General features: G+C 33.1%; 14 protein-coding genes. 7 read left to right on the top strand and 7 right to left on the bottom strand.

The genetic code is table 11. From position 1 onward, the window contains the following. Nucleotides 1–411: 411 nt before the first annotated feature. Nucleotides 412–1209, bottom strand: a complete 798-nt coding sequence (locus tag OZD66_RS04540; RefSeq protein ID WP_182319642.1) for a phosphoribosylformylglycinamidine synthase subunit PurQ — start codon at nucleotides 1207–1209, stop codon at nucleotides 412–414. Nucleotides 1210–1215: 6 nt separating this feature from the next. Further along, the gene (locus OZD66_RS04535) at nucleotides 1216–2466 is read right to left on the bottom strand and encodes a PstA family ABC transporter permease (RefSeq protein ID WP_182367497.1); all 1251 of its coding nucleotides are present in this window, start codon (nucleotides 2464–2466) and stop codon (nucleotides 1216–1218) included. A gap of 109 nt (nucleotides 2467–2575) precedes the next feature. On the opposite strand from OZD66_RS04535, the gene OZD66_RS04530 reads away from it, so the two are divergent. Next, nucleotides 2576–2713: a hypothetical protein gene (locus OZD66_RS04530; protein ID WP_182367494.1), complete on the top strand. Its 138-nt coding sequence runs from the start codon at nucleotides 2576–2578 to the stop codon at nucleotides 2711–2713. Between the two features lie 32 nt (nucleotides 2714–2745). Here OZD66_RS04530 and rplS read toward each other — a convergent pair whose 3' ends face one another. Continuing rightward, on the bottom strand, nucleotides 2746–3123 hold the full coding sequence (gene rplS / locus OZD66_RS04525) for a 50S ribosomal protein L19 (protein WP_006279489.1): 378 nt from the start codon (nucleotides 3121–3123) through the stop codon (nucleotides 2746–2748). Continuing rightward, a complete protein-coding gene (gene trmD, locus OZD66_RS04520; protein WP_182367491.1) occupies nucleotides 3107–3817 on the bottom strand; it encodes a tRNA (guanosine(37)-N1)-methyltransferase TrmD in 711 nt (236 codons plus the stop codon). Before trmD ends, rplS begins: the two co-directional genes overlap by 17 nt. Before the next feature lie 74 nt (nucleotides 3818–3891). On the opposite strand from trmD, the gene purC reads away from it, so the two are divergent. Continuing rightward, nucleotides 3892–4614 carry a phosphoribosylaminoimidazolesuccinocarboxamide synthase gene (gene purC / locus OZD66_RS04515; RefSeq protein WP_182367488.1) on the top strand — a complete coding sequence of 241 codons (723 nt, stop codon included), beginning with the start codon at nucleotides 3892–3894 and terminating at the stop codon, nucleotides 4612–4614. On the opposite strand, the gene purM is transcribed toward purC, so the two are convergent. After that, on the bottom strand, nucleotides 4611–5648 hold the full coding sequence (gene purM, locus OZD66_RS04510) for a phosphoribosylformylglycinamidine cyclo-ligase (protein WP_182367485.1): 1038 nt from the start codon (nucleotides 5646–5648) through the stop codon (nucleotides 4611–4613). The two genes, purC and purM, sit on opposite strands and share 4 nt — an antisense overlap. Before the next feature lie 133 nt (nucleotides 5649–5781). On the opposite strand from purM, the gene OZD66_RS04505 reads away from it, so the two are divergent. Continuing rightward, nucleotides 5782–6075 carry a hypothetical protein gene (locus OZD66_RS04505; protein WP_182367482.1) on the top strand — a complete coding sequence of 98 codons (294 nt, stop codon included), beginning with the start codon at nucleotides 5782–5784 and terminating at the stop codon, nucleotides 6073–6075. Continuing rightward, complete coding sequence (locus OZD66_RS04500) at nucleotides 6060–6434, top strand: histidine phosphotransferase family protein (protein ID WP_158246746.1); 375 nt, start codon at nucleotides 6060–6062, stop codon at nucleotides 6432–6434. The genes OZD66_RS04505 and OZD66_RS04500 overlap by 16 nt, the downstream gene beginning before the upstream one ends. 66 nt (nucleotides 6435–6500) lie before the next feature. Here the strand turns inward: OZD66_RS04500 and OZD66_RS04495 are convergent, their stop codons facing one another. Continuing rightward, complete coding sequence (locus OZD66_RS04495; protein ID WP_007549273.1) at nucleotides 6501–7319, bottom strand: transporter associated domain-containing protein; 819 nt, start codon at nucleotides 7317–7319, stop codon at nucleotides 6501–6503. A 402-nt stretch (nucleotides 7320–7721) separates the two neighbouring features. On the opposite strand from OZD66_RS04495, the gene hemE reads away from it, so the two are divergent. Continuing rightward, complete coding sequence (gene hemE, locus OZD66_RS04490) at nucleotides 7722–8738, top strand: uroporphyrinogen decarboxylase (protein ID WP_182367479.1); 1017 nt, start codon at nucleotides 7722–7724, stop codon at nucleotides 8736–8738. Nucleotides 8739–8807: 69 nt separating this feature from the next. Then, the gene (locus tag OZD66_RS04485; RefSeq protein ID WP_182367476.1) at nucleotides 8808–10001 is read left to right on the top strand and encodes a pyridoxal phosphate-dependent aminotransferase; all 1194 of its coding nucleotides are present in this window, start codon (nucleotides 8808–8810) and stop codon (nucleotides 9999–10001) included. A gap of 45 nt (nucleotides 10002–10046) precedes the next feature. On the opposite strand, the gene OZD66_RS04480 is transcribed toward OZD66_RS04485, so the two are convergent. Continuing rightward, nucleotides 10047–10535, bottom strand: a complete 489-nt coding sequence (locus OZD66_RS04480) for a hypothetical protein (protein ID WP_006280043.1) — start codon at nucleotides 10533–10535, stop codon at nucleotides 10047–10049. Nucleotides 10536–11023: 488 nt separating this feature from the next. Here OZD66_RS04480 and OZD66_RS04475 point away from each other — a divergent pair, with 488 nt between their 5' ends. Beyond that, a complete protein-coding gene (locus tag OZD66_RS04475; protein ID WP_275022342.1) occupies nucleotides 11024–12058 on the top strand; it encodes an MFS transporter in 1035 nt (344 codons plus the stop codon). The last annotated feature ends 54 nt before the right edge of the window (nucleotides 12059–12112 follow it).

Here is a 12112-nt window from a genome sequence, read left to right as displayed (position 1 = left end):
ATTCTAAACGTTTAATAACCGCGATTCAGTTGCTTTTAAGCCGCAATTAATCTAAATTATAAACATCAAGAAATTTACTAAACAGAAAAAAAGGCAAAAGAAACCCTAGGGTAGCTAATTATTCACTATCCATTTTTTAAGTTGGCGTCTTTTGATATTTTAAATGCTTTATAAGCGCATTTCAGCTTATATTAGGTAAAAACCTAGAAATTTTATAGAGACATAAGATGGACATAGTGCAAAAAATTAAACATGGGACGCCAGATACGTGAGTTTTTTTACCATTTAATCTGTACAGAGAAGATAAATAAATAGCTTCATTTTCATGATAAGGGGACTGGCAAGGCTTGTCAAGCAAGTTTTTTGCAATATCAGGGGATAATTTCGACCATAAATCCCTATCAATAAATTTTAACAAAAATACTTCAGTGCATTTTCAAATATAAGCATTCCATCGCCATATTTTGGCACAGCAACACCTAAACGCTTGCTCTTTTCTTTTTCAAGGGGCCAATTATCTTGCTGGGTAAAAAATATTCCCCTTTCTGGATGGGGCATTAAAGCTAGCACTCTTCCACTTTTATCTGATAAAGCTGCTAGGTCGTATGTAGATCCATTCGGATTGTAAGGAAATTGTAGGTTAGCATAGTTGCCATTTTTATCAATGTAACGTAATGCGGTGGAATTGCTCTCAATCAATTGGTTCAAAATATCTTGATCCATAAAAAATTTGCCTTCCCCATGAGCAACAGGGAGATATAGTTCACTCAGGCCCCGTAGCCAAACAGAATTACTCTGCGGATTAACTCTCACTCTAATCCAGCGGCATTGGTAATTGCCTATATCATTATGGATTAAAGCTAGATTAGAGAACTCTGGAATTAATTTTACTAATATCTGACAACCATTACATATTCCTATAATCAGCTTGTCCTGAGATAAAAACTCTTGAAACTCATCCAACAAGTTGTTTTTAATACGTAAAGCAAACGCATTACCAGCACCAGTGTCATCACCATAGGAAAAACCCCCTGGAATTGCAAGTATATTGCTTAATTTCAGTTCACCTGGATTATCTATGATATCGTTAATGTGAACGATTTTTACTTCAATATTACCAATACCAAGTTTTCTGCTGCATTCCATAAATGCAAATGCAGTTTCTTTTTCGCAATTTAAGCCATAACCAGATAGGACTGTGATTTTCATGAATTGCTAAAAATTAAAAAATTCGAATTTCCTTTTTACAAAATTTGCTACTAAATTTAACGCAAATAACATCAATAATAAAGCTATAATTGCAATAGCAGCAAGTTCAATAAATGCAATTTCAGGACTACTTGACCATATGTATATTTGTACAGGCAGAACAGTCGCCGGATCGAAAAAGGACGTAGGTGTATCAGCAATAAATGCCACCATACCCATCATAAGTAAAGGAGAAGATTCACCTAAAATCCTTGCAATTGCAAGCACAGTACCATGTATTATTCTTGGTAACGCAATCGGTAAAGAGTGATCTAATATCACCTTGATGTGAGGTGCACCGAGCGCAAACGCTGCATCTTTTATCGTAATAGGAACATTCGCAAAGGCATTTTTTGTTGCAATTATAATATTAGGTAACATCATAAATGAAAGAGTCATTCCACCAACAAGTGGTGAAGAGCGTGGTAGCCCAAATATGCCAAGATAGAGAGTTAAGCCCACTACACCAAATATTATTGAAGGCACTGCAGCAAGATTATTCATGCTAATTTCTACAATATTAGTCATTAGCCTATTTTTAGGCATAAATTCGTAAAGACAGATGCCCGACATAATTCCTATTGGTAATGCTAATGCTAGGCACACTATAATTGTCATCAATGAGCCGATAAACGCTCCTAAAATCCCTGCATTTTCAGGTTCACGAGAGTCAGATTTAAGGAATAAAGACTTATTAAAAAATTTTTTCACTCTCCTCTTTTCTTTTAGCCAATCAAGTAATTTAGCATAACGATCATTCAAATGTTTATCTTTATTTATTGAATTAATTATACTTGACGCGGTAAACCAGATCTCATATTCACCACTATCTTTTACTTTCTTACGAAAAAATTTCTCTAGTTCTTTGTAAGAATTACGACTTAAAATTTCGTCACCGTCTTTAAAATCAGTTCCTCCAAACACCTTACGTAAAGAATCGTTGAGTAAGCCAATGGACTTATACCGCAAATCACTAGGATTACTCGCCAAAGTAAGATCAGCATTTATTTCAACTGGCAATAAAATTTTCGTTACTGTTAAGGCACTGTAAGAGTTAACTAATATACTCAACAATATACACACAGGACAGCCAAGTGAGATAACTAGTGCCGTGAAAGAACAAAAGCGTAGCGCTCTATTCTTTTTATTTTTCCTTTTTATACGAGCATGTACACGCCTTGACTGAAGTAATTTAAGGAATTTTTTCTTTATACTCATTTACTTTTCTTTACACGAGGATTTGAAAAAACTTTCCCCTTTTTTGTCATGCAAGTAGCTGACACTGGGATCTAGCAGGCTTTGCCTGCAAATAATTTTTACATTTTCCATGAAAGCACAAACCAAAAGGAGAATAATGAATGCTGGATCCCAGTGTCGGAGCACTGGGATGACACCACAGCGGGAGGCAAACACAATGTTCGTACAGTTGTGTGTCACGCACCGGGATGACAAGAGAGAGTTCTGAGATGATACAATTGATATCACTCCCTATTGTATCTACTTAGATTTCTTTTTAACATAAGTAGTACGCTCTTTGATCCTTGCAGCTTTTCCAAATAGTTTGCACAGATAATACAGTTTTGCTCTACGAACCTTTCCTTTTCTTGTCACTTGCACTGAAACCAGTGCAGGAGAATAAACAAAAAACTGAGACACTATACTTTCTCCATGGCTCACTTTTCTGACTGCAAAAGAAGAATGTAACCCGCGGTTCCTTTTTGATATACATACACCTTCAAATATCTGTATACGTTCACTTGTACCGTCAACTACTTTAAAAGTGACCTTCAAATCATCGCCAGGACGAAATTCTGGTATTTCTTTAGCTAACACTTGCATTTGCTGTTCGTTAAATTTTTTAAGTAAATTTGTCATTTATCTCTCCATTCAATAATTCAGGCCTACGCTTTTTTGTTATAACATGAGACTGCTTCTGCCTCCAATTACTTATTTTTTTGTGATTGCCAGATAACAAAACCTCAGGTACTTTATATCCCTTCCACTGCTCAGGTCTAGTATATTGAGGATATTCAAGTACACCACCACCATAATTAAAACTTTCTTCAGTAATACTATCGGTATTATTTACTACACCTGGAAGAAGTCTAATGCATGCATCAAGAACCACCATTGCAGCTGGCTCACCTCCTGAAAGTATATAATCTCCAATACTTAACTCATAAGGAGTATACGCATCAATTATCCTTTGGTCAATACCTTCAAATCGACCACACAATATTGTTATATGAGGAAACTCTAATAATTCTCTGGCAATATTCTGATTAAACTTAGTTCCAGATGGAGTCATGTAAATAAACTTAGTGTTTTTATGAACAGAGAGCATACTATCTACTGCATCACCAACTACATCAGAACGCATAACCATTCCTGCTCCACCTCCATATGGAACATCATCCACAGTTGAATGTTTATCTTTCGCAAAAGAACGAATATTTATTACTTCAAGGTTCCATATTTTTTTTTCTAACGCTTTTCCGGCAAGAGAATAGTTCAAAAACCCCGGGAACATTTCTGGGAATATGGTTAATATTGTAACATTGAATGCCATTAAGGTTTATTTTAAGTTATTTGGGGCTATACTCTAAGAATAGTAAATTGATATAGTATATAGTTAAATTAAACATGTCACTGAATAAAACGATATACGAAGGTAAAGCGAAAGCCATTATTGAAACTGAAGACTTATCAATTGTCATACAGCACTTTAAAGATGATGTTACAGCATTCAATAAGGAAAAATATGAAATAATCGATGGTAAAGGAATAATTAATAATCATATTAGTGCTTTTATCATGGAAAAGCTTGAGAAAGCAGAAATTAGCACACACTTTATAAAAACTCTAAACGAAAGAGAACAGCTAGTCAAAAAACTCAAGATAATACCTCTTGAGGTAGTAGTTAGAAATGTCGCAGCTGGCAGCTTTTGCAAACGTTTTAATATCAAAGAAGGTGAGAGGCTTGCATCTCCTATAATCGATTTTTTTTACAAAAATGATTACCTAGCCGACCCAATGGTAAGTGAAAATCACATACTGTATTTTGATTGGCTATCTAGCAAAGAAATGGATGAAGTTAAAACTACAACTTTAAAAATCAACGAAATATTAGTTCACCTATTTTCAAATGCAAGTATATATTTAGTTGATCTCAAGTTAGAATTTGGCAGATTAATAAATGACAGTACTAAAATCGTTTTAGCTGATGAAATTAGCCCTGATAACTGCAGATTATGGGATAAAAATACTTGTAAAAAGCTAGATAAAGATGTCTTTCGTTTGAATTTAGGAGATTTAAAGGAAGCATACCTAGAAATTGCAAAAAGACTGTCAGTAAAGTTAGGTTAACTAAATACTACTCTATCAAGTGGAGGGTTACATGCCTCATCAAGTTTTCCAATAATTTCAATTTTTTCTCCACGTTTTTGGAAATGATTTTTCACGTTTTGCATATTCTCAGAACTTACGATCAATACCATACCAATACCACAATTAAATGTTTTTAGCATTTCTTTCTTCTCTATTTTACCCTCCTTTGTTAGCCATAAAAATATATCTGGCCATTTCCAGAAATTAATGTCTATGTTTGCAAATAAGTTTTTTGGAAGAATTCGCGGAATATTGTCTACCAAACCACCACCCGTGATGTGCGCAATACCTTTTACTTGTGACATGATAGGCAGCAAAGAATCAACATATATTTTTGTTGGTTCAAGTAGTATTTCACTCCAAGATTTATTATTCCATAGAGATGTACCGTTATAATTTATACCTAAGCTTTTGAAAACATGGCGCACTAAAGAAAACCCATTTGAGTGAATTCCACTTGACTCTAAGCCAACTATATAATCACCTGCTTTCATCATACTACAGTTTGGAAGAATTTGCTTTCGATCAACTACACCAACCACAAACCCTGCAAGGTCATAGTGATTATTACCATACATTCCAGGCATTTCTGCAGTTTCCCCACCAACCAATGCTATTTTAGCTTGCTTGCACCCCTTTGCAATGCCTTGGACCACAGATAATAAAACGTCCTTGCTCAAAACACCTGTTGCAAAGTAATCAAGGAAAAATAAAGGCGTTGCTCCTTGTGCAAGTAAGTCATTTACACACATTGCAACTAAATCTATACCTATAGTATCATGTTTATTCACTTCTTGAGCTATCAACAGTTTCGTACCTACTCCATCAGTTGAGGAAACGAGTACTGGATGGTCATACTTCTTACTTAGTGCAGCAAAATCAAATAACGCAGAAAATGAACCTATTTCGCTGATTACTTCTTCTCTAGTAGTTTCTTGAGCAATAGGCTTGACTTCTTTTATTAACTTATTATATAGTTCAATATCTATTCCTGATCTAGTATAAGTATTCATAATCCTTTTATAAATTTTAAAATTGTTAATACTATATTAATGCCTTGATATAAAAAGTGCAACGAAACTTTCTCTTAATTGACTATTATATACTTACCAATATAGGGTAACTTAAATCATTTATAATTATCCAATGAACGAAAATACCAAAAACATACTGTTAATAACGGAACTGCTATCAGGACGGCTGCTTCATGACTTTGCTAACTCTATGAATGGAATAACGTTTGGCGTAAAAGAGCTTGAAGTAATAGATAAGAATGATGCTGATGCGCAGAAGGAAGCGTTGTTGTTTCTTAAAGAAAGCTCCGATGATTTAATATATAAACATAAAGTTATGAAGCAGGCATATTCTTCTTCAATGGATAATTATAGCTTTGATAAGACCAAATCTAATATCGAAAATTATTTATTAAAAAAAAAGTAAAGCTTACGTGGAAAATAGACGCATACTCTGCAAAAAATAAGGAAGATTTAATTGAAAAGATAAATAAGATAATTTCTAATATGGTGCTAACTATAGCCAGTGCAGTGGCGGAAGTTGAACTAGTATCTGTTTTACTGAGTCAAACAGAAGATAAAATGCTATTAACTATAAAAATTCTAAATGAACACAAACCAATAAGCAAATCATTAGTAGACAAATTAATCAAAAAAAATGACACTAATTTAAATACAAAAGATATTAATATCTATATGACCTCTTTATTATTAGAGTACTATAACACTGAAATGCATTATACTTGCGAAAATAATTTGCTGGAAATAGGTTTAACTATAACTTGAGTTGCATATTTGGTTATTACAACTTTTTCTTCGTGTCAAGGCATTCCCCGACAAGGGGTACCAAATCTAATTTTTGTAATCACTTAAGTCTAGTACTATTTTATTAATGTAGCGCTCATTTGCATCTTTGATGATAAACTTCATACCATTTTTATATTTAATGACTTCATCTACAGAAGGCACTTTACCAGCAATCGAAAGAATCAAACCACCAAGTGTAACATAGTCTTCTTCAGGGTCACGTAATTCTATTTTTAGATCCTCTTCTATATCTTTTATAAGAGCCCTTGCTGATACTTCAAACTTATTTTGAGACAATTCAGTAATGGTATATTCTGAATTTATTTCGTTTTCACTATCAATGTTTGGTATTAGTTCCTCTATAAGATCAGTCATTGAAATTAAACCATCAGTTCCACCATATTCATCCAATACGATAGCTAAGCATGATTTAGAAGAGTTCATCCTAACAAAAAGATTAGTTGTCTTCATCGAGGGTGGAACAAATATTACGCTTTGTATAATATGTTTCAGATTAAAATTTTTATCCCTATTAAAAATAACATCTTTTACATAAAAAAAGCCTATTACATTATCAAAGTTATTTTTATAAATTGGTATTTTAGTGTGGCAAGTGTTTTTTATCTTCTTTATTATTTCACGCTCGCTTGACTCAATGTCTACTGCGCATATCTCTGTACGTGGAGTCATTATATCCATTATACCACAATCGCGGAATTTTAATAGACCATTAAATATATTAAGGTCTGGCAGATCTTTCATTAATGCCTCAGTCGCACACTTTTTCAACACAGAAGCTTTTTTGAAAAGGAAGAGAAAAATTCTATATGCTATTTTTTCTACTAAGGTTCTTTTTTTACTCAATTTATTCCCTGTAATGGCAAAAACGTTTTCAGATTAGATTTATCAAGAAAACTGTTATTAAATGTTTAATAAGCATGTGAATAATGTCAAATTAATTTGTGAATTATTTGTTGATATAAAATACCAACAATTGATCAACAACTTTTTCAACAATATATACATAGTTGTGTAACAATGCATGATGGTAAAGTATTTTCCATAAAAGAAAATTACTAACACTCTAAACACCTTACTTATACACATAAATCATAAGAGAAAATCAATAATATACGAGAGTTACTCACATATTTATCCACAAGTTGAACAACGCCAATTTTTACTGAATTTTAAGTTAGCAACAAGTTATTGATAGAACTATTATTATTACTATACTTTAATGTGCAAAAGAATAAATAGAATAGATTGGAAAGCGGCAAAACAACAATAGCGAAAATTATTAAGAGAAATGAGCCGGGTGGAAGAGTGCCTATCTGGCTAATGCGTCAGGCTGGCAGGTCTCTTCCTGAGTACCGCAAAGCAGTAGAAAATATGAATAATTTTATGGAGATATGCTACAACACAGATTTAGTGACAGAATTGACGTTACAGCCGGTGACAAGATTTGACATGGATGCGGCGATAATTTTTTCAGACATTTTAATAATAGCTGATGTTTTGGGTTGTAACGTGAATTTCGCACGCGGTGTAGGTCCAATAATAAAACCCGTGGAAAGTCCTAAGGAATTGAAGGGTCCACAAGAAATTGAAACTAAAACCTTACCAATTCTAAACGCTATAAAAAAAGTCAGAAGCCAATTACCAAAAGAAAAATCTCTCATAGGATTTGCTGGTGGACCATGGACAGTAGCCTCATACATCATAGAAGGTGGGAGCAGCAAAACTTTTTCCAAAGTATTAAATTTTTATCCTTCGTGTTTGAAGGAAATAATTGAACGAATAACGGAAGTAACGATTATTTATCTAATTAAACAGATAGAATTTGGAGCAGATGTTATTCAGTTATTTGACAGTAATGCTGGTGCGTTATTGGAACCATTGTTTAAAGAATATGTTATCGAACCAACAAAGAGAATTATCTTGGCAATAAAGGATAGATTTTCTGATTTTCCAATAATAGGTTTTCCAAGGTCTGCTGGAAATCTTTATAAAGATTACTGCGAACAAACAGGTGTATCTGCAGTAAGTATAGATTATAATGTTCCAATAAAATGGGCGAAAGCGAATCTAAACATCCCTCTACAAGGAAACCTTGATCCTAATCTTTTAGCCTATAATAAAACGGAAGCAATCAAAGAAGCAAAACGTATAATAGATTGCTTTAGAGATTTACCCTTCATATTTAATCTCGGACATGGAGTACTCCCTGATACTCCAGTTGAAAATATTGCTGCGTTGGTAAACCTGGTAAAAAGCTACTAATACAATACACAAAATTCCTAGCTTTTTTGTTGTACGGGGTTTATCATTTAAATTTAGCTTCAGTAAAATATGTCAGACCTTGCAAAAAGAATGTTCCTAATAAGACCATCACCTACGATTGCTGTAACTGATAAGGCAAATAAGTTGAAAAATGAAGGAAAAAAGATCTGTGTTTTAGCTGCAGGAGAACCGGATTTTGATACTCCAGATCATATAAAAAAAGCAGCTATTCAAGCAATAAGTGAAGGTAAGACTAAATATACTGCTGTTGATGGAACGCATGAGCTGAAAGAAGCAATAATTAATAAGTTAAGAAAGGATAATAACCTCGAGTACACGCTTAACCAAATCTGTGTTGGTACAGGTGCTAAGCAGGTGTTATTCAATTTGTTCATGGCAACAATTAACTCTGGAGATGAAGTTATTATTCCAGCTCCTTATTGGGTTTCATATGTTGATATGGTAAGTCTTTTTGGCGGCTTGCCAGTTGTAGTAGAATGCAAACAAAATTTTAAACTGACAGCGGAATTATTGAAAAGCAGGATAACTAAAAAAACTAAATGGTTAATTCTTAACTCACCGAACAACCCTGCAGGAGCTGTGTACACATGTGATGAATTGAAAGACATAGCACAAATATTGCTTGAATATCCACATATGAATGTCGTTACAGATGATATTTATGAGCATATAATATACGACGAAAAGTTTTTTACTATCGCTCAGGTTGAGCCGAAGCTTTATGATAGAGTTTTTGTAGTCAATGGAGTATCAAAAGCCTATGCAATGACAGGCTGGAGAATAGGGTATATTGCAGGTAGAAGTGATGTGGTAAAAGCTATCTCTACGCTGCAGTCTCAAAGCACTTCTAATCCAAATTCGATAGCACAAGCAGCAGCAGCAGCAGCATTAAACGGTGATCATAGTTTTTTGAAAGAAAGAACAAGGATTTTTAAGAGTCGTAGAGATTTTATGGTGAAAGAGCTAAATTCTGCCCCGGGATTATCAGCGTCTGTTCCACAAGGTGCGTTTTATTTATTTGTCTCATGTGAAGGATTGCTCAGTAAAAGCACAAAAAGTGGTAAGATAATAAATAATGATTTAGATTTTACTGAATACTTACTGGGAGATCATTTGGTTGCTGTGGTTCCAGGAATTGCATTTGGTCTAGAAAATTTTATCAGAATTTCTTATGCAACCTCTCAGGAACAATTAGAAATTGGATGTGATAGTATTACTAAAGCGTGCCAGGAGTTAAAATGAAATAGACTATCCATAAGTTGTATATTTTGCCATACTTCGCCAAGGTTATTTTGAATGTTCTAACTTGTGTTTTTCTATGGAAGGCATTTTTATTGATTGAGCAAGTGTCTTTCTAATATTGAATTCCTCATTTTTTTCATTTTGTTGCAGTAAGTTAATGTTATTTATTTTATTTACTAAATCTTTCCCCTTTTCCAGAGTCTTTAAATCACTTTCGTTAATGTGATGTTCATTGTAAAATTCTGCAACAATTTCTTTTCTTTTCGGATAAGTATTTAAAAATTCCGACACCTGATGTTTAGCAACAGCTTGAATAAATTTCTTATTAAATCTTGAATCGTTATATAGATCTTCTAAATTTTCATCGTAGTGTTTTGCTTCATTTACAGCAAGCTTTATTATCTCTTCTATACCACTTAGAAGTTTCCTATACAATTTGTCGTATCTATTGCCTAGCACGTGTGTAGCGAATGTTTGTTCAATGTATTTTGTTATGTAATTTTGCAGCGTATTATCTATCGTGCTTATATTCATCAGCCTGCTTTAATATTATATTAACTATTTTACACATAAAAAGGTTAATATTGAATTAATAGAATACTTCTGAAGTCAAATTTTACTGAAAATTATGATATTTAAGATATAATTGTCAGCATGAAATAAAAACATAAATAAAATGGATCTTGTAACAAAAGTGAAGCTCAAGATAAAGATGAATAAGGGTAAAATCATAAATATACTTATCATTTGTGGTGTAATTTTTTTCATATACCTTATTCATGAGCCAGTTGTAGATATGGTAGAAAAAATTATAAGTAAAATAAAAGGTCTCTTTTAAAAATAGAAAAAGTGAACTTTTTCCATCATCCAAACTTGAACCTGGAAAATTTAGTTAATGCATAAACTACTTATGTTGGCTATGAGTTCAACTGTATAAAATTCCGGTAAATTAAAATAAGTATTCATAAAAATATTGTTTTCTATAAACAGAGTATCTATAACGCTAGCTTTGGGGTAAAGTATTGCAGAGGAATTTTTTAATCTGGTTGTTGGCGTCACTGTTTTATGCATACCAATATATATTACGCGTAATTCCAAATATTATAATTCCTCAATTGGTAGTAAGGTTTAATATAGGAACAACAGAAATAGGACAATTTTGTGGACTGTATTATGTAGGTTATGTGTTAGCACATATTCCTGTAGGTATTCTTTTAGATAGATTTGGTTCTAAAGTTGTTATACCGATTTGTATTGCATTAACATCTTTAGGTGCTTTACCTTTAGTCAGTTCTAATGATTGGAGTTATTCTATTATTGGAAGAATAATTACTGGTATTGGATCCTCTGCTTCAGTACTTAGACTCTTTAAAATAATAAGAATCTATTACCATAGAGAAAAATTTGCCATGATGTTCAGCATATCGGTTATTATTGGCATTTCAGGTGGTGTATTTGCCACCAAACCATTACATGTCTTACTTGATAAGTTTGGGTGGGATTATTTATTTACTGTATGTATAATGCTTGGATTATTGCTTGCTTTAACTACCTTTATATCTATACCTAAAGTTGGCACCTCAGACGAAGAATTAAATATTAAAAATTTAAGCAAAGTTATATTTAATAAAGATATTTTATTGATAGGTTTGTTTGACGGTTTTATGGTTGGACCATTAGAAGGCTTTGCAGATGCGTGGTCCGCAACATTCTTGCATGAGATGTACGCTATAGATAGACACATTGCATATAGCATTTCAAAATGGATACTAATAGGCTTTGGGCATTTATTACTTCCTTACATATTAGCAAAAAATCCAACCAAGCACTATGAAATAATAATTTCTTGTGCTATGGCCATGATAATTGTGTTCTTATTACTTTTTATATGCAATATTAGTGAACTCCTGGCATGTATATTACTATTCATTATTGGTCTTGCTTCTGCATACCAAATTGTTTTTACTGCTAAAGTTGTAAGTTGTGTAAAAAACGAAGCAGTAGCAAGTGCAGGATCTGTAGGTATAGCTCTTTCCATAAAAGTCCGGATGTGGTAGGATAAGGATAGATGATGATAAGGAGGTTGAATGCCAGCAGCATATAGTTATGAT

The sequence above is a fragment of the Wolbachia endosymbiont of Drosophila baimaii genome, from assembly GCF_028982185.1.
Classification (GTDB): Bacteria; Pseudomonadota; Alphaproteobacteria; order Rickettsiales; family Anaplasmataceae; genus Wolbachia; species Wolbachia pipientis.
This window is presented reverse-complemented; position numbering and strand designations above follow the sequence as displayed.